The following is a 19,786-nucleotide window of genomic DNA, read 5'->3' as shown; positions in this document are numbered from 1 at the left end:
GGCGCTTTGACAGGGAAGTTGAGTCCTGAAGAAACGTAAGCGTGATTAATCGGTAAAAAAGCACTGCTTTAGCGCCAGCTCAACGCCACGCAGCTCAGCCAGCCCTTTGAGGCGACCAATAGCGGAATAGCCGGGGTTGGTTTTTTTATGCAGGTCGTCCAGCATCTGATGACCATGATCGGGGCGCATAGGGATAGCGCGCTCTTTGCCGGCACGACGTCGGCGCTGCTCCTCTTCCAGAATCACCTTGATGACGCCGACCATATCCACATCGCCCGCCAGATGTTCCGCCTCATGAAAACTGTTGGGGTTTTCTTCGCGCTGTGTGGCGCGCAGGTGAATGAAATGGATGCGGTCAGCATAGGTTTTCGCCATCTGTACCAGATTGTTATCGGCGCGCACGCCGTAAGAGCCGGTGCAAAAGGTGAAACCGTTATGCAGGCTGTTCACCGTCTCGGTTAACCATTGCATATCTTCCTGGGTTGAGATAATGCGCGGCAGGCCAAGGATAGGGCGCGGCGGATCGTCCGGGTGTACCGCCAGCATCATTCCTGACTCCTCCGCCACCGGTACGATAGCGCGCAGGAACGTTGCCATATGTTCACGCAGGCGCGCTTTATCGATGCCATCATATTGCGACAGCTGCGCCTGAAACTGTTCCAGCGTATAGCCTTCTTCTGCACCAGGCAGACCAGCGATAATGTTGCGTGTCAGCGTGGCGATCGCTTCCGGCGTCATGGCGGCATAGTAATCGGCTGCCTGACGCTGCTCTTCTTCGCTGTAGGTTTCCTGTGCGCCGGGACGCCGGAGAATATGCAGTTCAAAAGCGGCAAAAGCGATGGCGTCAAAGCGCAGGGCGCGCGCGCCGTTAGGTAACTGCCAGCCCAGATCGGTACGCGTCCAGTCAAGCACCGGCATAAAGTTATAGCAAACGGTATCGATGCCACAGGCGGCCAGATTGCGCAGCGACTGCTGATAGTTGGCAATATAACGTTGCCAGTCGCCGCGCTGGGTTTTAATCGCCTCATGGACCGGAACGCTTTCCACCACTGACCAGTAAAGCCCCTTTTCCGCCAGCTGCGCCTGTCGCGCTTTGATTTCATCAATGGTCCATATTTCACCGTTCGGAATATGATGCAGAGCGGTAACGATGCCGGTAGCGCCCGCCTGGCGCGCATCATCCAGCGTAACGGGGTCGTTAGGGCCATACCAGCGCCAGGTGTGTTCCATAAGCTCTCCTGTATGCGATTTTTCATGGTTCGACGGCCCAAAGCAGCGGGCCTGCCGGTAGAGGTAAGAGGCCATTGGTCAGGCCGCTGGGCCAGAATAGGAGAGTTTTTTGCCTGAAAGAGTGATAGGTGTCCCATTATCAGGCGCAGCGCCCGATAAAATAGTGGGCGCGGCAACAATAACGCCTTATGAGTGCGTTTAAGCTACGTTAACCGGAAGAGGGCATTTTATGACATTACCCGCCATCAAAACCGAGCGGCTTTATCGGCAAATATCCAGCCTGATAAGCACGGCGATCGCACGCGGCGAGTTTGCCCCTGGCACGTTGTTGCCGCCGGAGCGTGAGCTGGCCAGACAGCTTAACGTCAGTCGTTCTTCAGTGCGTGAAGCGCTTATTGCGCTGGAAGTCACCGGCTGGGTAGAGATCCGTAGCGGTAACGGCGTGCTGGTGGTTAATCCGCTGCCGGTAAAACCAGCAGAACCCGAAGATACCTTTAGCCTGCGCGATCTGATTAAAGCGCGTCAGGCGTTCGAGGCGATGACCGCTGAACTGGCGGCGCGTCACGGTACGGCAGAGCAGCGACGGGAGCTGCTTGAGGTTGCGCATCAGCTGGCGCAATACAGAGTTAATGATGATGAATTTTTGCGTGAGGATAAGCGCTTTCACCTGTTGATCAGCGAAATGACCGGGAATGATGTGCTGCGGGAGATGATGGAGCAGCTGTGGAACCGGCGTAAAAGCCAGCGTTTTGTCAGGCTGGAAAATCATTTTGCCGACCGGGATTTCCCTCAGGCGTTAAACCATGACCATCAAATGATCGCGGCCGCCATTGTGCAACAGAATCCACAGCTTGCCCGCGACAGCATGGCGCTGCATTTGCAACGCGTCTATGATCATCTGTTTGAGGGTTAGCGGTTGCGCTTCACCTGCGGACGTCCATTGCCCAATAAAATAGCCAGCTTGCTGCCGCCGGGCGTTGTTTCCATCAAAATTTTACAGACGCTGGTCAGCGGCACCGACAGCAGCATTCCTACCGGACCAAGCAGCCAGCCCCAAAAAATCAATGACAAAAACACCACCAGCGTCGATAAACCCAGGCCACGGCCCATCACGCGCGGCTCCAGCATATTGCCAAAGACCATGTGAATGGCGCTGAACAGCGCCGCCACCAGTAGTGCATCATAGAAATCGTTCAGCACCAGCGCCTGGATGAAAGGCGGAACCCCGGCGATAATCGGCCCGATATTGGGAATAAAGTTCAGCACAAAGGCGACCACGCCCCAGAACAAGGCAAATTTCACATCCAGCAGCAGCAGTGATATCCAGACGGCGATGCCGGTAATCAGGCTGATCAGCGTTTTTAACGCCAGATAGTGGGTTACGCCTTTCAGCGCTTTATGCAGCCCGGCAATGCGAATCTGCGGATTAGCCAGCGCATTGCGCAGCTTATAGGGCAGATGGCGCACTTCAAACAGCATAAAAATAACGGTCATGATCAGCAGGACAAAATTGCTCATCGCCCCGGAAAACTGGCGTAACACCGTTGTCGCCACATTCATAATGGCGTTGGGATCGAGCTGTTCCGCCAGCGCGGTCGACGAAACGGGGATCCTTAGCCGTCCGGCATAATGCTGAAGCACGGTCAGCTTCTGTTCAAGAATGGTGCGTATTTGCGGGTAAACCAGGGAAAACTCATTGACCGAGCTGGCCAGCATGGCGACCAACATCAAAATCACCATTAGCACCACGACCATGACCAGCGTAATCGCCAGGCTACGGCGTAGGCCACGGCGCATGAGCATGTTCACCAGCGGATTCAGGATAATCGCCAGGAAAATTGCCAGTAGAAAAGGAACGATAATATCTGATGCAGCACGGATCCCTGCCAGAATAACCACCAGCGTTGCCATTTTAAGCAACATATTTTGTCCCATTTTTTCCTGCTGCGGTACGAGCATAGTGTTCCCTGTAAATAATTTCACCACGATAATTGTAGCTGCTAACAATTGCTAACGAACTGATTATTGTCACTAACCTGCGTATAGTAAAAATTTAGCCAGTGATGCTTACCCGTAACGAGTTAAATATTATGTCTGGACAGCCTGAGACGGAAGCTTCCCCCAGCGCATTTCGTCTGAATCAGCGCATTCTTTCAATAGTTGTTTTCAACTTTGCCAGCTATCTCACCATCGGACTACCGCTGGCGGTATTACCCGGCTACGTTCATGACGTTATGGGCTATAGCGCTTTTTGGGCGGGACTGGTGATTAGCCTGCAATATCTTTCTACGCTGCTCAGCCGTCCTCACGCTGGCCGTTATGCCGATTTATGGGGTCCGAAAAAAGTAGTGATTTTTGGCCTGTTCGGCTGTCTGCTTAGCGGTATTTGTTATGCGCTGGCAGCCCTGAGCGCTGCCTGGCCATTGATTAGCCTGACGTTACTCTGTATTGGACGGCTGGCGCTGGGGATTGGGCAAAGCTTTGCCGGCACTGGCTCTACCTTATGGGGCGTTAGCGTAGTGGGATCGCTGCATATTGGACGGGTAATATCCTGGAATGGTATCTGCACCTACGGCGCGATGGCGCTGGGGGCGCCGCTGGGAGCGCTGATTTACCATCTGGGCGGTATTTTGCTGCTGGCGGTGGTGATCATGCTGATCGTTATTATCGCCATAGTGCTGGCGTTGCCGCGACCGTCGGTAAACGGCAGTAAAGGCAAGCCGCTGCCGTTTCGCGCGGTGCTGGGGAAAATCTGGCCGTTCGGCCTGCTGCTGGCGATGGCCTCAGCGGGTTTTGGCGTTATCGCCACCTTTATTACGCTGTTTTATCAGGCGAAAGGCTGGCCTGGCGCAGCTTTCTCGTTAACCTTGTTCAGCCTGGCGTTTGTCGGCACTCGCCTGCTGTTTCCCAACAGTATCAACCGCTACGGCGGATTGCGGGTGGCGATTGTCTGTTTTGGTGTGGAGGCGCTGGGACTGTTTATTGTCTGGCTCTCTTTTTCTCCGTGGCTGGCTAATCTTGGCGCCTTGCTGACCGGCGCAGGCTTTTCGCTGGTGTTCCCGGCGCTGGGCGTAGCGGCGGTGAAGGCGGTGCCGCAGCAAAACCAGGGCAGCGCGCTGGCTACCTTCACCGCGTTTATGGATCTGTCGCTGGGTATTACCGGGCCGGTCGCCGGTTTTATCATGAGCTATGCAGGGGTACCGGTTATTTATCTGCTGAGCGCGCTGCTGGTGTGTCTGGCGCTGTTGCTGACGTGGCGCATGCGAAACCGCAATGCTGAAACGATCTGATTCGCCTGCAGAGAAGGGATAAAAAAGGCCCCCAGAGGAGGCAAGAAACAGCAAAGACACAAATAACAGATAACTTCTTCAGAACCGTACCGGCATCAAGCCTGCAACAGTTCAATACTTTGGCGGATTTCACGTTCGATATCCGCCTCGCTCCAGTTCGCCAGGTCTGAGGAGAAAGGTTCAAAGGCGTAAATGCCGCGATAGCCCATCTGCTCAAGGCGTTGCACCTGCGCAACGCTGTTCAGCACGTCGCCGTTGCTGAGCATAATACGTTCTTCATCGGTCAGTTCTGCGGTTGGACGCGCATCTTCTACGCCGGAGAGGTGCACCAGCCCGATGCGATCAATATCAATACCGGAAGCAAACTCTTGTTCAGCCTGCTCATATAAATGGTGGTGGAACGTATCGATCAGCACGTTAAAGGGCACCTGCGCATCGCGGATGAGCGCCTGTGCCTGAACGGCAGATCGCAGTGAGCTTTGCGGGAAGCCCAGAGGCTCTACCAGCCCTTTCACACCATACTGCTCAAATAGCGGCGCGAGCTTTTGCAGCGCGGCGATGGTTTTTTCTGCGGCGATCGGCTGTCCGTCGTTTAACGGGCAGAGCACCAGCGCGCCAGCGCCAATTGCCTGCGCCTCTTTCAATAACCCTTCCGCCTGCGCCAGCAGCGCTTCATCCATACGGTTAAAGGGATAAAGCGCATTGATGGTCACAATTTCCATGCCGTACTGCTGCGCCAGGTTTTTCACCTGCTGATGGCTTAGGTTATCGGTCACTTTGCCGCTGGGCATGTCATTGCGCAATTCCACATTATTCAGGCCAAGCCGCTGAACCAGTTTGAAGAACGATTCAATACTGAGATTGGGTGCGATTTTGCGGTTGATACAGAAACGGGTGGGATCGATGGCCATGATGTGCTCCTGCAAAACGTTAAGTAAAAGCCGACGTGATGACGTGCCGGGCGGTTGGCCTAAAGAGAACATTTATTTCAAATTGATGGAATAGTGAAATGATAATTTTTGGATCTGCTTCGCAAAAATTTCATTTTCCATCAACAGGAACCGGGGGAAAGCGCGTGCGGGGCTGCCCTAAGCTGTGCGGTAAAGCGCCGGAGAATAGCGCTAATGTGGCCCTTAGCGGCTGAAACGGCGTTGTGATGTTACGAAAAAAATGCGATCCATCCCGCTAAAAATTAATTTTCCAATCTGAACTATTTGAAAAATTTATTTCAATATAATAGGGTCAATGCACGGAAACAGGCTAAACCCCGCTTACCGATGGCGAAGCGCAACGGGCCGTTCGGCGGGAACCACCATATCAAGAGGCATGCACATGAATATCGTTGGAAACTTTATTGGCGGCAAAATCACCTATAGCGCCAGCAATGAAACTATTCCGGTTTACGATCCTGCTACCGGTAAAGTGGTGCGCGAACTCACGCAGAGCACGGCGGATGAGGTCGCACAGGCGATAGAAGTGGCGCATAACGCTTTCCCGGAGTGGTCTAATACCTCCCCGCTGCGCCGCGCGCGCGTTATGTTTAATTTTAAAACCTTGCTGGAAAAGCACCGCGACGAACTGGCAGAGCTGATTGTTAGCGAGCACGGCAAAGTATGGTCGGATGCGCTGGGCGAGCTGACGCGCGGCATGGAGGTGGTGGAGTTCGCCTGCGGCATTCCGCACCTGATTAAAGGGGAATATTCACCGAACGTCGGCACCGGCGTTGACAGCTACTCGCTGATGCAGCCGTTGGGCGTGGTGGCGGGCATTACGCCGTTTAACTTCCCGGCGATGGTGCCGATGTGGATGTTCCCGATCGCGCTGGCCTGCGGCAATACTTTTGTATTGAAGCCGCCGGCGCTTGATCCTTCTGCTGCCGTGCGCATGGCTGAGCTGTTGAGCGAAGCTGGCCTGCCGGATGGCGTGTTCAACGTCGTACACTGTTCTAATGAAGATGCCGCACAGCTGTATACCGATAGCCGCGTTCAGGCGGTGAGTTTTGTCGGCTCGTCGGGCGTAGCGGAACATATTTATAAAACCGCCAGCGCTTATGGCAAGCGTGTGCAGGCATTCGGCGCGGCCAAAAATCATGCCATTGTGATGCCGGATGCCGATCTGGACGCCACCGTTAATGCCATCATGGGCGGCGCTTTCGGCTCGGCGGGTGAACGCTGCATGGCGCTGCCGGTCGTGGTGGCAGTGGGCGACGATACCGCCGATAAGCTAATTGCGCGCCTTACGCCGCTGATAAAAGCGCTGCGCGTAGGGCCGGGCATGCATAAAGGCAGCGAAGAAAATGAAATGGGGCCGGTGGTGTCTGCCGTTCATCAGAAGAAGGTACTGGGCTATATCGATAAAGGCGTAGCGGAAGGGGCGGCGCTGGTAGTGGACGGCCGAAATTTTCAGGTGCCGGGCCATGCAGAAGGCTACTATGTTGGCGGCACCCTGTTCGACAACGTCACGACAGATATGGTTATCTGGCGCGAAGAGATTTTCGGACCGGTGCTGGGCATTATGCGCGCGCCTGATTACCAGAGCGCGCTGGCGCTGGTAAACAGCCACGAGTTTGGCAATGGCAGCGCCATCTTTACCAGCAATGGGCATACCGCGCGTGATTTTGTACAAAACGTAGAGGCGGGTATGGTCGGTGTCAACGTTCCGGTGCCGGTGCCGATGGCCTTCCACAGCTTTGGCGGCTGGAAGCGTTCGGTATTTGGTGCGCTGAATGTTCATGGCCCGGACGGCGTGCGTTTCTATACGCGGATGAAAACGGCAACGGCACGCTGGCCGAGCGGCCAGCAAACAGTATCTGAATTCAGTATGCCAACGCTGGGCTAACGGGTTTACAAGGAGAAGCGAATGTCGTTACTTGCTAAATGTCAGCAGCCTGATGCCAACGGGCGTATTCAACACATTACGCCAGAAAGCGCTGGCTGGCGCTTTGTTGGCTTTGATGTCTATCTGCTGAAAAAAGGGCAAACCCTGACGCTGGAAAGCGGGGAGAAAGAGCTGTGCCTGGTGCTGGTTGCGGGGCTGGCGTCGGTGAAAACGCAACATGCAGAGTTTCCCGATATTGGCAAACGGCAGTCGCCTTTCGTGCGCACGCCCCCTTACTCTGTTTATGTGCCGCATCACGATCGTGTTGAGGTAGTGGCTGATTCCGATCTGGAGCTGGCCGTATGCAGCGCGCCGGGGCAGGGCGATTTACCCGCACGGCTGATTGCGCCACAGGATGTGGGCGTTGAGCATCGTGGTAAAGGGCGCAACAAGCGGCTGGTGCATAATATCCTGCCAGATGATAAGCCTGCCGATAGTCTGCTGGTGGTAGAGGTGTATACCGATGAGGGCGATACCAGCTCTTATCCCAGCCACAAGCATGATCGGGAGGACTCACCGGATGAAACCTATCTGGAAGAGACCTACTATCATCGTTTCCAACCAGAGCAGGGCTTCGCCATGCAGCGCGTTTATACCGACGATCGCTCGCTGGACGAATGTATGGCGCCCTATAACCGCGATGTGGTTACGGTGCCGCGCGGTTACCATCCAGTCGCCACGCTTGCCGGTTACGATAACTATTATCTGAACGTCATGGCCGGGCCGGTACGGAAGTGGAAATTTACCTGGGAGAAGGATCACGCCTGGGTTAACAGCGACGATTATCCTGCTAAAGAGAAATAAACCTGCACGGTAAAGCGTATCAGGGCAGCCGGAAAGGCTGCCTTTTTTTCTGGCAAAGTAAGGTGCTTGCGCGGCTGTACTCTGCTGTCTGAACGCCTCGTGACTTAAGCCAGGAACTCATCAGGGCACCACTCCGTAGTCAGAAACTGCAGCCTGGTCACCGGTAGCCGCAATCGTCAGAAGCAGCCCCGCACGGGCTGCTTGATAACTGTCAGAAGGGGTAAGCCAGAACTACTCTTTGGCATTGTGCAGCGCCAGCGATACCGCCAGCGTCTGTGCCAGACATAAAGAGGCGACCTGAGAACGGAAACCATCCACCTGCGCTTCGCGCACCACAAAACAGACATCGCTGAAGGCAGCCAGCGGGCTTACCTGGCTATCGGTAATGGCAATTTGCTGCGCGCCACGTCGGGCGCCCATCTCCACCAGTTCCACCCCTTCACGGGCGTAAGGCGAATAGCTGATGGCAATAACCACATCTTTGGGATTCACCAGGCTGAGCTGCTCAGTGAACATGCCGCCTAAACCATCGATAAGGAAAGCGCGACGCTCCAGATGGCGCAGGGCGTAAGTCAGATAAGACGCCACGCTAAAAGAGCGGCGCAGGCCAATGACATAGATATTTTCAGCATTATTAAGCATCTCCACCGCTTTATTAAGCTGCTCAGGGTTGGTCTGCATCGCTAACTGCTGTAAAGCCTGAGAGTTCACCATGGTGAACACATTCAGGATCTCCGCCGGATTTTCAGGCGAGGCAGCAGCCTCGTCGGTAGCCGTTTGCCGAAACAGACGCGCACGCTCGGTATAGTTAACCGTTTCCTCCATTAAATGCTGGCGAAAAACCTGCTTCATTTCGTTAAAGCCGCTGAAGCCAAAAGCATTCGAAAAGCGAATCAGCGTAGAAGGCGGTACGTCAGCCTGCTGAGCAATAGAGGCGACAGTGTCAAAAGCAATACTATTGCTGTTATCAAGGATATAACGTGCAACCTGTTTCAGGCGCTTGCTGAGCGTATCGTAACGACGACGAATGTCGTCCTGTAACAGGGAAAGCTGGGTAGGATTAGTTGTCATTACTTCGGCCTGCTAAAAATGATGGGCATTTTGCTGAGCAATATTCTACCAGACGAATGGAAAATTTCATTTGAATCACGGATTAGCAGACTTTATTTCATCGCAACATGAATCACCTCACAAAAAGTGGTGCTAAATCGCGTGCCGTAGAGCGATAAGAAAGCAGAAAAGCAGGCAATTCAGCGCGATTGCGGTTAAAAAAAATCACGCCGCCGACAGGTATGATATCAGCGGCGTGATGGCTCTGGATATTAGCTGGCCTGGCGTACCGGCCGTGCCTCACGCCAGTAGCCGATGAGCGTCAGATAGTTGTTTTTTACCTGTTCAATCAGCTGTTCGTCGTTCAGTTCGCCCTGCAGCCACTGGCGCGACGGCTGACCGAAAATGGTCCGCCCTACGGCAAAGCCTTTCACCCATGGAGCCTGCGCCGCGTCGCGGAATCCCGCTTTAAGCTTATCTTCCGGCGCATCCAGCCCTAACAGCAGAATGCCCCGACACCAGGGATCGTGCTGCTCAATGATGGAGCCAAGTGCCTGCCAGCTTTGCAGCGACAGCGGCGGCAGCTTCCACCAGTCAGGCTGTACGCCAAGCCGGTAAAAATGTTGAACAATATCAAGATAGTAAGATTCCTGACGATCCGGGTTATCCTCCGGCAGGATCACTTCCAGCAGCAGTTCGTGGCCCGATTTATTGCAGCTGCGCCAGACGTCGCGAATCAGTGCATCCTGCTGTTCACGCAGCTCGGCCTTATCGTGCGGATGGTAAAAGACCAGGCACTTCACCACATGCTCCTGCGGCCAGTCGATCAGTTGTGAGCCGATGTTGCCATGCTCAAGACGCAGCGGACGCGATCCGGGCATTTCAATAGGGCGCCCGATCCACCAGCCTTTGCCGGTGATGGCATTTAACGCCTGCTGACCATATGTGGTATCGGCCAGAATACCGCTGTGATTTTCTAAACCGGCCTCGCTGGCCGCCGCTTCAGCTGCCTGCAACAACAGCATTTTTAGCTGCGGAATACGTGCTGGTTCGGCACCCGCCTCCTGGGCCATATCAAACAGCTGTTTGCGATGGTCGAACGCAAACACGCAAAGCTCCTGCCAGTTCTGCTTGCGGGTGGTCACCCGATGAAAATGGTTAAGCCGCACGTCGCGATCGGGGCGTTTTACTTCGCTATCGCGGCTGAGATAATCATCCAGCTCCGCTTTGGTTGGCATTGCCGGCGCGCAGCCGTGACGCGATACCACCAGCGCGCCGCAGGCGTTGGCATAGCGACAGGCCTGCTGCCAGCCTTCGTCGTTTAGCCAGCCGCGCAGCAGACCCGACATAAAGGCGTCGCCCGCGCCCAGCACGTTTAACACTTCCACGCGCACGCCGCTCTGTAGCGTGGTGTGATCCCAGCTGTCCGGAATATCGCCTTCAAAAACAACGCAGCCTAACGGGCCGCGCTTGCATACCAGCGTCGCTTTACTGGCCTGACGTACCGCTTTCAATGCCGTCAGCGTATCGGTGCTGCCGCCGGCGATATGAAACTCTTCTTCTGTTCCAACGATCAAATCGAAATAGTGCAGCACTTTCTGTAGCTGCTGAGTCACGCGCCCTGATTCGATAAAACGGGTTTCGCCATCGCCCAGCGATGTCAGTCCCCACAGCACCGGACGATAGTCAATATCCAGCGCCGTACGTAATCCGTGCCGCCGCGCAATCTCCAGCGCTTTTAATACTGCCGCGCGTGTGTCGGGATGAGAAAGGTGGGTGCCGGTTACGGCAACCGCCCGGGCGGAAGCAATATAGTCTTCATCAATATCCTGCGGCGTCAGGCCCATATCCGCACAGTTATCGCGGTAGAAAATTAACGGGAAAGTATCCTGATCTTTAATTCCCAATATCACCAGGCCGGTTAAACGACTTTTATCGGTAATCAAAAATTCGGTATCGACGCCTACGCGCTGCAACTCTTCACGCAGGAAACGGCCATTGTGCTCATCGCCGACGCGCGCCAGCATCGCTGATTTCAGGCCCTGAATGGCGGTGCCGTAAGCGACATTGCCAGAGGAGCCGCCGAGATATTTGGCAAAGGTGCTGGTATCTTCCAGACGCGCACCGATTTGCTGACCGTAGAGGTCAACGGCAATACGGCCAATGCAAATCACATCAAGCCGCTTCTGTTGTGTACTCATACCTTGTGATTTCCTTTTGTGATAAGCAGTCACTGTCGAGCGTCTCCAGAGATCTTACGGGAAATCCCGATAATCCGATCGCACCGGATCAACTGTGTTGGCAGTATGGGAAATAAATATTTCAAAAACAATATAAAATGAAATTATCAACCCAAAACTGTGAAGCGGGTAAAAATCTTCTGGCGTTTCTGCTGCCCTGAAAGCGGTGATTAGTTACGATGAAAAGCCGATGTTCTCTTGCTTTAGCACAGATATTGAAGCAGTTAACAACACACAGTAAATGAAATGGAATATTTATTTTTTACGCACTGTTCTGCTGTTGTTTCACTTCTCGCTGTACCGAAGCCGCTTTGCGGGCTGGCTGAACCCATAATTTGATCTCACTCGCAAAATGAAATGTTTCTTCTGTAATCGTATTTTATGAAAAAAATATTTGTTTATAATCGCCTCACGTTTCACTAATCAGCCGTCGGGCGATTAGCGTTTGGTCGCCAGCACAGGCGAATTACGGCGCACCCTGTTAACGGTTACTCCACGGGTAAAGGATAAGCAAATGGGCAAGATCAGATTAACCACGGCACAGGCGCTGGTGAAATTTCTTGATAATCAGTACCTGAGCGTTGACGGGGTTGAAACTAAGTTCGTTAAGGGCATCTTCGCCATTTTCGGCCACGGTAACGTGCTGGGTCTTGGCCAGGCGTTAGAACAGGATAGTGGCGATCTGATAGTGCATCAGGGCCGCAACGAGCAGGGGATGGCGCATGCCGCTACTGGCTACGCCAAACAGAAACTGCGTCGTGAAATCATCGCCTGCACCTCCTCCGTGGGTCCCGGCGCAGCCAATATGATTACCGCCGCCGCAACCGCCACGGCTAACCGCATTCCCTTGCTGCTGCTGCCTGGCGATGTGTTCGCTACGCGCCAGCCCGATCCGGTGCTACAGCAAATTGAACAGAGCCACGACCTGAGCCTGAGCACCAACGATGCGTTTCGTGCCGTCAGTAAATATTGGGATCGCGTGAGCCGTCCTGAACAACTGATGACCGCCTGCATCAATGCCATGCGCGTATTAACCGATCCGGCGGAAACCGGCGCGGTGACGCTTTCGCTGCCGCAGGATGTGCAGGGCGAAGCCTGGGACTACCCTGATTATTTCTTTCAAAAGCGTGTGCATCGGTTAGATCGCCGTCCCGCTACTGAAGCGCAGTTACAGGACGCATTAGCGCTGCTGGCACGCAAGCGTAAGCCACTGATTGTCTGCGGCGGCGGCGTGAAATACTCCGGCGCTGGCGAGGCGCTACGTCAGTTTGCTGAACAGCATCACATTCCTTTCGCGGAAACGCAGGCGGGCAAAGGCACGTTAGTTTCCGATCATCCGCTGAACGTAGGCGGCGTTGGCGAAACCGGCTGCCTGGCCGCTAACCTGCTGGCGAAAGAGGCCGATCTGGTGATTGGCGTCGGGACGCGTTACACCGATTTCACTACCGCATCAAAATGGATATTCCAGCACCCCGATGTCAGCTTCCTCAATATCAACATCAGCAATTTCGACGCTTACAAACTGGATGGCGTGCAGGTGGTTGCCGATGCGCGTGAAGCTTTGGCCGCACTGAATGAACGTTTGAGCGCGCAAGGTTTTAGCAGCGAATGGGGCGCTAAAATCGAACAGGCGCAAAGCAAGCTGCTCAAGGAAACGCAGCGCGTTTATCAGGTGGCTTACAGCGAAGAGAATTTTGTGCCGGAAATTGATGACAGCATCGATCGCGAAGCGCTGTTCGCCGAGTTTAATCGCCTGACCGGCTCCTTTCTGACTCAGAGCGGCGTGCTGGGTACCCTGAACGAGCAGCTGCCGGAGGATGCAGTTATCGTCGCGGCGGCTGGCAGCCTGCCGGGCGATCTGCAACGGGTCTGGCGCACCAAAGCGCCGAACGGCTATCACGTTGAGTATGGCTACTCCTGCATGGGCTATGAGATTAACGCCGCGCTCGGCGTCAAGCTGGCTGAACCCCAACGCGAAGTCTATGCGCTGGTGGGCGATGGCTCTTTTATGATGCTGCATTCCGAGCTGGTGACCTCGATTCAGGAGAAAGCCAAAATCAATGTCGTGCTGTTCGACAATATGACCAACGGCTGTATCAACAACCTTCAGCTGGAACACGGCATGGACAGCTTTACCACCGAGTTTCGCTTTCGTGATAACAAAAGCGGCAAGCTGGACGGCGGCTTTATCCCGGTTGATTTCGCCGCCATCGCTGCCGGTTACGGCTGTAAAACATGGCGTGTGACCACGCTGGAAGAGCTAAGCCATGCCCTGGAAGCGGCGCGTAAAGAAACCGTATCAACCCTGATTGACGTGAAAGTTTTGCCCAAAACCATGGTGCATAAGTATTTCAGCTGGTGGCATGTCGGCGGCGCGCAGGTTTCCACCTCCGAGCGCATTGATGCCGTGGCTAAGATGCTGAACGAGCATGTCGAGCAGGCACGTAAATACTGACTATTAAAAAATTTAGCCCTTAACTATCTGACATCTACCCTGACAGCGAATCTTGCCAGCCTGCCTGGCGGGTTCGCGCCTACCCTGAATTCTGGAGACATCATGACTCTGAAACTTGGCGTTATCGGCACCGGCGCAATCGGCCAGGAACATATTCGTCGCTGCAGCAAAGTGTTGCAGGGCGCCACCGTAGTGGCGGTCTCTGATATTAATCTTGAAAGCGCGAAGGCGGCACTGACGCGACTTGGCCTGCAGGCGGAAGTGTACGCCAATGGTCATGACGTGGTGAACTCGCCTGATGTGGACGCGGTGCTGGTGACGTCCTGGGATCCTACGCATGAGGAATTTACCCTGGCTGCTATTGCCGCCGGTAAGCCGGTTTTCTGTGAAAAACCGCTGGCGATGACCGCCGAAGGCTGCCGTCGCATCGTTGATGCCGAAATGAAATTCGGCAAACGTCTGGTACAGGTTGGTTTTATGCGTCCTTACGATGTGGGTTATCGGGCGCTGAAAAAAGTGATTACTGACGGTGAGATCGGCGAGCCGCTGATGCTGCATTGCGCGCACCGTAATCCAACGGTGCCGGAAAGTTATACCACCGATATGGCAATCACCAGCACGCTGATTCACGAACTGGATGTGCTACGCTGGCTGACCAATGATGACTATAAAACCGTGCAGGTGGTTTTCCCGCGCGTGACGTCAAAAACACATGCTCGTCTGAAAGATCCGCAGATCGTGCTGTTTGAAACGCAGAAGGGCATCCGCATCGACGTAGAAATCTTTGTTAACTGCGCCTACGGCTATGATATCCAGTGCGAAGTGGTCGGCGAAGAGGGCATAGCCAAACTGCCGGAACCCTCTGCCGTACAGATGCGTAAAAGCGCCCAACTTTCCACCTCCATTCTTACCGACTGGAAAGATCGCTTTATCGATGCCTATGACGTAGAGCTGCAGGCATTTATTAATGATGTCAGTAGCGGCTCCCTGACCGGACCATCCGCCTGGGATGGTTATGCCGCTTCCGTGGCTGCCGATGCCTGTCTGAAGGCACAGAACAGCGGCGCTATCGAGCCCGTTGAGCTGCCGCCACGCCCGGCATTTTACGATAAGGCTTAATTTCCCGCGCGCTTCCTGCCCTGGCGAGAAGCGCGTGCATCATGCACTGAGCAATCAGGGAGAAGGTTATGAAGATCGCTTTCGATGTGGATGTCATTAGAGATTTAGGCATCACAAAGATGGTTCATCAGGTGGCTGACTGGGGTTACAAGTATATTGAGCAGTCGCCGCATCCGCAGATTAACCCTTTTTATAAGCACCCGAAGGCCAGCCGGGAAATTATGACGGAGTACAAAAACGCGCTGAAAGCCACCGGCGTGGAGATCTCCTCGTTTATCGTGGTTTATCGCTGGTCAGGCCCTGATGAGCTGCGTCGCCAGGCGGCAGTTAAAAACTGGAAACGCATGATTGAAATTGCGGTTGAGATGGGCGTACAGGTTATCAATACCGAGCTGTCCGGTAATCCGAACGAGCCGGAGATTTGCGAAGAGATGTTCTATCGCTCAATGGAAGAGCTGCTGCCGATCGTAGAGCACGAAGGGATCCGCCTTGAAATTCAGTCACATCCGTGGGATTTCTGCGAGCGCAACAATGAAACCGCCGACATCGTTAAGTCATTCCGCAGCGAGAACGTTAAGTATGTCTACAGCGTGCCGCACACCTTTTTCTATGACAACGGCAAAGGCGATGTAAAAAGCATGCTGGAGTACGTGGGCGACGATCTCTCACACGTACTGATTGCCGATACCATGAATCACACCAAACACTGCCGTTATATCGTCAACCCGCCGGGCGTTGATGCCGCAGTGCATCAGCACGTTGGCGTGGGTGAAGGCGAGGTGGATTTCACCGCGCTGTTTAAAACGCTGCGTGAAATGGACTTTGCCAGCCGCAGCTGGAAAGTGGGCGGCGAGTCGATTATTACCCCGGCGCTGTTTGGTTACCCGGAAAAGATGAAGTATCAGGCGGTGGAAACGCGCGAACTGATAGAGCGCGAACTGCTGGGCAAATAGGGTGGTTAGCTCCGTTGGAGCCTGACCGCATGACGGCTAAAGGCCGCCGTACCGAATCGAGAATGCATCATGAACAAAGATAACGTAAAGCTGGCGATTGCGCCGATTGGCTGGACCAATGACGATATGCCAGAGCTGGGGAAAGAGAATACCTTTCAGCAGACCGTAAGTGAAATGGCGCTGGCTGGCTTTAGCGGCAGTGAAGTCGGCAGCAAATATCCACGCGATCCGGCAGTGTTGAAACCCATGCTGGAGATCCGTGGCATTGAGATCTGTAACGCCTGGTTCAGCACTTTTTTCGCCAATGGCGAAAAGGTGAAAACCATCGATGAGTTCATCAATCATATGAACTTTCTGCATGCGATGGGCGCGAAAGTTATCGGCTGCTCTGAGCAAAGTAAAAGCATTCAGGGTACTTCGCTGGCGGTGTTCGAGCATAAGCCGGTGTTTACTGATGAAGAGTGGCGCTTAACCGCAGAAGGGTATAACGAGCTGGCGAAAATCGCCGCTGAGAAGGGAATGCAGGTTTGCCTGCATCATCATATGGGCACCGGCATTCAAACGCCGGCTGAAATCGACCGCTTCCTGGCGTTAACGAATGATGATGTCTATCTGCTGTACGATACTGGTCATCTTTACTACTCAGAAAATAGTGAGCAGGCGATGCTGGCGGTGCTGGAAAAACATCTGTCACGCATCAATCATGTACACCTGAAGGATGTGCGTGATGAGGTGGTGGCAGAAGTGCGTAAGCAACAGCTCTCTTTCCTGGATGGCGTTAAGCGCGGCACCTTTACCGTGCCCGGCGACGGCGTGATTGATTTTAAACCGGTATTTAAGCTGCTGGATGACGCGGGCTACTGCGGCTGGATGGTGGTGGAGGCGGAGCAAGATCCTGCGTTGGCCAATCCTTTTGAATATGCGGTAAAAGCCCGCAAATATATTCGTGAGACAGCAGGAATTTAACTTAGCGAGCAGGCCTCACGCCTGGTTTGCGTGATATAAAAACGCCGCCATTATCTGGCGGCGTTTTTATCTCAACTTTTGGCGCGGCTTATTTCAACGTAATAGTGTTGATAATGTTTTCAGCCTGGGTCTGCGCCTGCTGCTGATTGCCAGCCGGTAGGGTAATTTGCAGCGTCAGGAGTTTGCCTTCGCTCTTCGCTAATACCACCGAGGACCATGCGGTTTGATTATTGGCGGAAATCACCGTGTCCAGCTGCTGTGCCGCTTCACCTTTCAGGTTAATCGCCTTGTTGGTTACCACCTGAAGCTGTGGATCGCGGTTGCGCTGCTGCTGTTCCAGACGCTGAGCCAGAACGTCCAGCCCTTCATTTGTTGCGTCGCCTTCAATCACGATAATGGCACGCTGACCGCTTTCATCAGCATAAACGTGCATATTATTAGCCTGAGTGCCCAGCTTGCCGCTTTTATCCGACATTCCCGCAGGCAGATTAAAGCTCAGCTTGCCATCCATTAACGATACCGTCTGTGCTGCGGTGCTGGCGCTGGCACCATTATCGTCTGCCGTGGCCTTATCCTGCTGGTCGCAAGCGGCAAGGCCCACTACCAGTAAACCTATTCCAAGATATTTCGTAAGTTGACGCATCAGGTTCCCTTTTATTTATTTGCCTGGCAATACAAAGCTTAATACAAACCGAATCAGCGCGTAAAAGCAACCAATCGTATGTCACGATCTTAGACGCGCTGACGCCAGCTGGCTATTGCCGCTTAGCCGAAATTGTATTGTGCGCGTTGTGAGCGTTCCGCCATGCGCTTAAGCGCCGCGTTAAGCAGTACGCCATAGGCTGGCAAAAAGAAAACCATGCAGATTAGAACTTTAAAGCTGTAATCCACCAGCGCGATTTCCACCCAGTGCTTAGCCATAAAAGCATCGGTACTTTTGTAAAAAGCGATAAAGAAAAAGGCGATGGTATCGCTGATATTGCCTAAAAACATGGCACAGGCGGGTGCAATCCACCACTGGGGAAGCTGACGCAGTCGGTTAAAAACATGAACGTCCAGAACCTGTCCCAGCGCATAGGCCATAAAGCTGGCGCAGGCGATACGCGCAACAAACAGGTTTACCTCATGCAGCGCGCTTACTCCCTGCCAGCTCCCGTTATAAAACAGTGCAGAGATGGCATAGGAGATAAACAGCGCCGGAACCATGACCGATAAAATAATGCGGCGTGCCAGCGGTGCGCCAAAAATACGCACGGTCAGATCGGTAGCCAGAAAGATAAATGGGAAGCTGAAAGCGCCCCAGGTTGTATGGAAGCCAAAAACAGAAATAGGCAGCTGTACCAGATAATTACTGGAGGAGATAACCAGAATATGAAACAGGGAAAGCCAGACAAGCGCATGCTTCCGCTGGCGCGGTGTAAAGGAGATCATAATTTACCTTTTTACGTTGGGGTGAGGGAACCCATTGTTAAATCAGCGTAATCGCATTTTTGCTGCTGACGCAGCGGAACGCGTTACTTTATGTACAGGCTTCCAAAAGTCCTGGTTACCTGTACGCTGACGATGTTGCCTGCCTGTCGATACAGGAGAGCGGCGGCATCTTACCGCGTTGTTTCCGCATTGCAATGGTTAATTTTAACGCAAACGTTCACCTTTAGCCGATCGCTTGCGCAACAGAATGCCGGGGGTAGAATAGGGCACAACAGACTTCCGCTATTGAGACAATTATGAGCGATCGCTTCGATAACCCAGATCAAACCCTGGATGCGCTTGGGCTACGCTGCCCGGAACCGGTAATGATGGTGCGCAAAACCGTGCGTCATATGCAGGATGGAGAAACGCTGCTGATTATTGCTGACGATCCGGCGACAACCCGTGACATTCCTGGCTTCTGTCGCTTTATGGAGCATACGCTGGTGGCGCAGGAAACGGATGAAAAGCCCTATCGCTATCTGCTGCGTAAGGGCCTTTCCTGACGGTCAGAAAAACAGCTTCGCCAGCTCCGCGCCCGGTTCAGCGGCGCGCATAAAGGCTTCGCCAACCAGGAAGTTATTGACGCCCGCCTGACGTAGCCGCTGAACATCCTGGACCGTGCCAATGCCCGACTCAGTGACAACCAGACGATCCGCTGGCAGCTGCGACAGCAGGCCAAGCGTGGTATCAATGGAGGTTTCAAAACTGCGCAGATTGCGGTTGTTAATGCCAATCAACGGCGTGGTCAGGTTTAGCGCCCGCTCCAGCTCATGACCATCATGTACTTCAACCAGCACCGCCATGCCCAACTGATGCGCGTGCGCTTCCAGCTCCTGCATCTGGCTATCTTCCAGTGCAGCGACGATTAACAAAATGCAGTCAGCGCCCATGGCTCGCGCTTCTTCAACTTGCCAGCTATCAATCATAAAATCTTTACGCAGCACCGGCAGCGAGCACGCCGCGCGCGCCTGCTGTAAATAGTCTTCGCTGCCCTGAAAAAACTGCACGTCGGTTAACACGGAGAGACAGGCCGCGCCGCCCTGCTGATAGCTTTCAGCAATCCCGGCGGGATTAAAATCCGCACGGATTAGCCCTTTCGACGGACTGGCTTTTTTTACCTCGGCGATGATGCCCGGCTTGCCCTGCTGGTTATGCTGACGCAGCGCAGCGATAAAATCACGCTGAGTCTGCGCACGGGCGCGATCGCGCAGCGTGCTAAGCGAGGAAACACGCTTTGCCGCGTCGATCTCCTCACGCTTCACCGCCAGGATTTTATTTAAAATGTCAGACATGAGGCGCTTCCTTAACTGATGTGATGGCCTGGTTCAT

At 53.9% G+C, this 19,786-nt stretch carries 17 protein-coding genes; 9 read left to right on the top strand and 8 right to left on the bottom strand.

All coding sequences use genetic code 11. From position 1 onward, the window contains the following. Positions 1–45: 45 nt before the first annotated feature. Complete coding sequence (gene uxuA, locus ACQE3Y_RS07695; RefSeq protein WP_426973979.1) at positions 46–1,230, bottom strand: mannonate dehydratase; 1,185 nt, start codon at positions 1,228–1,230, stop codon at positions 46–48. Positions 1,231–1,459: 229 nt separating this feature from the next. On the opposite strand from uxuA, the gene ACQE3Y_RS07690 reads away from it, so the two are divergent. Further along, entirely contained in the window at positions 1,460–2,143 is a 684-nt protein-coding gene (locus ACQE3Y_RS07690; protein WP_426973980.1) for a FadR/GntR family transcriptional regulator, read from the top strand. On the opposite strand, the gene ACQE3Y_RS07685 is transcribed toward ACQE3Y_RS07690, so the two are convergent. Continuing rightward, the gene (locus ACQE3Y_RS07685; RefSeq protein WP_426973981.1) at positions 2,140–3,189 is read right to left on the bottom strand and encodes an AI-2E family transporter; all 1,050 of its coding nucleotides are present in this window, start codon (positions 3,187–3,189) and stop codon (positions 2,140–2,142) included. The two genes, ACQE3Y_RS07690 and ACQE3Y_RS07685, sit on opposite strands and share 4 nt — an antisense overlap. Before the next feature lie 131 nt (positions 3,190–3,320). On the opposite strand from ACQE3Y_RS07685, the gene ACQE3Y_RS07680 reads away from it, so the two are divergent. Next, on the top strand, positions 3,321–4,520 hold the full coding sequence (locus ACQE3Y_RS07680; RefSeq protein WP_426981294.1) for an MFS transporter: 1,200 nt from the start codon (positions 3,321–3,323) through the stop codon (positions 4,518–4,520). 95 nt (positions 4,521–4,615) lie between these two features. On the opposite strand, the gene ACQE3Y_RS07675 is transcribed toward ACQE3Y_RS07680, so the two are convergent. Then, positions 4,616–5,431: a TIM barrel protein gene (locus tag ACQE3Y_RS07675; RefSeq protein ID WP_426981292.1), complete on the bottom strand. Its 816-nt coding sequence runs from the start codon at positions 5,429–5,431 to the stop codon at positions 4,616–4,618. 421 nt (positions 5,432–5,852) lie between these two features. Between ACQE3Y_RS07675 and ACQE3Y_RS07670 the strand changes: the two genes are divergently transcribed. Both ACQE3Y_RS07670 and iolB read left to right on the top strand, forming a co-directional pair. Next, entirely contained in the window at positions 5,853–7,358 is a 1,506-nt protein-coding gene (locus ACQE3Y_RS07670; protein WP_426981290.1) for a CoA-acylating methylmalonate-semialdehyde dehydrogenase, read from the top strand. A gap of 21 nt (positions 7,359–7,379) precedes the next feature. Further along, a complete protein-coding gene (gene iolB / locus ACQE3Y_RS07665; RefSeq protein WP_426981288.1) occupies positions 7,380–8,201 on the top strand; it encodes a 5-deoxy-glucuronate isomerase in 822 nt (273 codons plus the stop codon). A 231-nt stretch (positions 8,202–8,432) separates the two neighbouring features. On the opposite strand, the gene ACQE3Y_RS07660 is transcribed toward iolB, so the two are convergent. Continuing rightward, a complete protein-coding gene (locus ACQE3Y_RS07660) occupies positions 8,433–9,272 on the bottom strand; it encodes a MurR/RpiR family transcriptional regulator (protein WP_250651464.1) in 840 nt (279 codons plus the stop codon). A 251-nt stretch (positions 9,273–9,523) separates the two neighbouring features. Next, positions 9,524–11,452: a bifunctional 5-dehydro-2-deoxygluconokinase/5-dehydro-2-deoxyphosphogluconate aldolase gene (locus ACQE3Y_RS07655; protein WP_426981286.1), complete on the bottom strand. Its 1,929-nt coding sequence runs from the start codon at positions 11,450–11,452 to the stop codon at positions 9,524–9,526. A 553-nt stretch (positions 11,453–12,005) separates the two neighbouring features. Here ACQE3Y_RS07655 and iolD point away from each other — a divergent pair. The 4 genes from iolD (at position 12,006) to iolE (ending at position 16,984) form a co-directional block, all read left to right on the top strand. After that, positions 12,006–13,946: a 3D-(3,5/4)-trihydroxycyclohexane-1,2-dione acylhydrolase (decyclizing) gene (gene iolD / locus ACQE3Y_RS07650; protein ID WP_426981284.1), complete on the top strand. Its 1,941-nt coding sequence runs from the start codon at positions 12,006–12,008 to the stop codon at positions 13,944–13,946. A gap of 102 nt (positions 13,947–14,048) precedes the next feature. Next, entirely contained in the window at positions 14,049–15,065 is a 1,017-nt protein-coding gene (locus tag ACQE3Y_RS07645) for a Gfo/Idh/MocA family protein (RefSeq protein WP_426973988.1), read from the top strand. A 68-nt stretch (positions 15,066–15,133) separates the two neighbouring features. After that, on the top strand, positions 15,134–16,018 hold the full coding sequence (locus ACQE3Y_RS07640) for a sugar phosphate isomerase/epimerase family protein (RefSeq protein WP_426981282.1): 885 nt from the start codon (positions 15,134–15,136) through the stop codon (positions 16,016–16,018). Between the two features lie 69 nt (positions 16,019–16,087). Then, positions 16,088–16,984: a myo-inosose-2 dehydratase gene (gene iolE, locus ACQE3Y_RS07635; RefSeq protein ID WP_426981280.1), complete on the top strand. Its 897-nt coding sequence runs from the start codon at positions 16,088–16,090 to the stop codon at positions 16,982–16,984. An 88-nt stretch (positions 16,985–17,072) separates the two neighbouring features. Here the strand turns inward: iolE and ACQE3Y_RS07630 are convergent, their stop codons facing one another. Together ACQE3Y_RS07630 and ACQE3Y_RS07625 are read right to left on the bottom strand one after the other, a co-directional pair. Next, entirely contained in the window at positions 17,073–17,627 is a 555-nt protein-coding gene (locus tag ACQE3Y_RS07630) for a DcrB family lipoprotein (protein ID WP_426981278.1), read from the bottom strand. A gap of 122 nt (positions 17,628–17,749) precedes the next feature. Then, positions 17,750–18,415: a 7-cyano-7-deazaguanine/7-aminomethyl-7-deazaguanine transporter gene (locus ACQE3Y_RS07625; protein ID WP_426973990.1), complete on the bottom strand. Its 666-nt coding sequence runs from the start codon at positions 18,413–18,415 to the stop codon at positions 17,750–17,752. Between the two features lie 296 nt (positions 18,416–18,711). On the opposite strand from ACQE3Y_RS07625, the gene tusA reads away from it, so the two are divergent. Next, positions 18,712–18,960: a sulfurtransferase TusA gene (tusA, locus tag ACQE3Y_RS07620; RefSeq protein WP_085068686.1), complete on the top strand. Its 249-nt coding sequence runs from the start codon at positions 18,712–18,714 to the stop codon at positions 18,958–18,960. Between the two features lie 3 nt (positions 18,961–18,963). Here tusA and trpC read toward each other — a convergent pair whose 3' ends face one another. Next, on the bottom strand, positions 18,964–19,749 hold the full coding sequence (trpC, locus tag ACQE3Y_RS07615; RefSeq protein ID WP_426981276.1) for an indole-3-glycerol phosphate synthase TrpC: 786 nt from the start codon (positions 19,747–19,749) through the stop codon (positions 18,964–18,966). Positions 19,750–19,786 lie beyond the last annotated feature (37 nt).

This window comes from Pantoea sp. FN0305, from assembly GCF_050113845.1.
In the GTDB taxonomy this organism is placed as follows: domain Bacteria; phylum Pseudomonadota; class Gammaproteobacteria; order Enterobacterales; family Enterobacteriaceae; genus Mixta; species Mixta alhagi.
The sequence above is the reverse complement of the archived record's forward strand: the minus strand, read 5'-3'. Positions and strand labels throughout refer to the sequence as shown.

What these genes read in the sequence shown, in the direction of transcription:
- uxuA (WP_426973979.1), bottom strand. Translation starts at nt 1,230, where the DNA reads ATGGAACACACCTGGCGCTGGTATGGCCCTAACGACCCCGTTACGCTG.
- ACQE3Y_RS07690 (WP_426973980.1), top strand. Translation starts at nt 1,460, where the DNA reads ATGACATTACCCGCCATCAAAACCGAGCGGCTTTATCGGCAAATATCC.
- ACQE3Y_RS07685 (WP_426973981.1), bottom strand. Translation starts at nt 3,189, where the DNA reads ATGCTCGTACCGCAGCAGGAAAAAATGGGACAAAATATGTTGCTTAAA.
- ACQE3Y_RS07680 (WP_426981294.1), top strand. Translation starts at nt 3,321, where the DNA reads ATGTCTGGACAGCCTGAGACGGAAGCTTCCCCCAGCGCATTTCGTCTG.
- ACQE3Y_RS07675 (WP_426981292.1), bottom strand. Translation starts at nt 5,431, where the DNA reads ATGGCCATCGATCCCACCCGTTTCTGTATCAACCGCAAAATCGCACCC.
- ACQE3Y_RS07670 (WP_426981290.1), top strand. Translation starts at nt 5,853, where the DNA reads ATGAATATCGTTGGAAACTTTATTGGCGGCAAAATCACCTATAGCGCC.
- iolB (WP_426981288.1), top strand. Translation starts at nt 7,380, where the DNA reads ATGTCGTTACTTGCTAAATGTCAGCAGCCTGATGCCAACGGGCGTATT.
- ACQE3Y_RS07660 (WP_250651464.1), bottom strand. Translation starts at nt 9,272, where the DNA reads ATGACAACTAATCCTACCCAGCTTTCCCTGTTACAGGACGACATTCGT.
- ACQE3Y_RS07655 (WP_426981286.1), bottom strand. Translation starts at nt 11,452, where the DNA reads ATGAGTACACAACAGAAGCGGCTTGATGTGATTTGCATTGGCCGTATT.
- iolD (WP_426981284.1), top strand. Translation starts at nt 12,006, where the DNA reads ATGGGCAAGATCAGATTAACCACGGCACAGGCGCTGGTGAAATTTCTT.
- ACQE3Y_RS07645 (WP_426973988.1), top strand. Translation starts at nt 14,049, where the DNA reads ATGACTCTGAAACTTGGCGTTATCGGCACCGGCGCAATCGGCCAGGAA.
- ACQE3Y_RS07640 (WP_426981282.1), top strand. Translation starts at nt 15,134, where the DNA reads ATGAAGATCGCTTTCGATGTGGATGTCATTAGAGATTTAGGCATCACA.
- iolE (WP_426981280.1), top strand. Translation starts at nt 16,088, where the DNA reads ATGAACAAAGATAACGTAAAGCTGGCGATTGCGCCGATTGGCTGGACC.
- ACQE3Y_RS07630 (WP_426981278.1), bottom strand. Translation starts at nt 17,627, where the DNA reads ATGCGTCAACTTACGAAATATCTTGGAATAGGTTTACTGGTAGTGGGC.
- ACQE3Y_RS07625 (WP_426973990.1), bottom strand. Translation starts at nt 18,415, where the DNA reads ATGATCTCCTTTACACCGCGCCAGCGGAAGCATGCGCTTGTCTGGCTT.
- tusA (WP_085068686.1), top strand. Translation starts at nt 18,712, where the DNA reads ATGAGCGATCGCTTCGATAACCCAGATCAAACCCTGGATGCGCTTGGG.
- trpC (WP_426981276.1), bottom strand. Translation starts at nt 19,749, where the DNA reads ATGTCTGACATTTTAAATAAAATCCTGGCGGTGAAGCGTGAGGAGATC.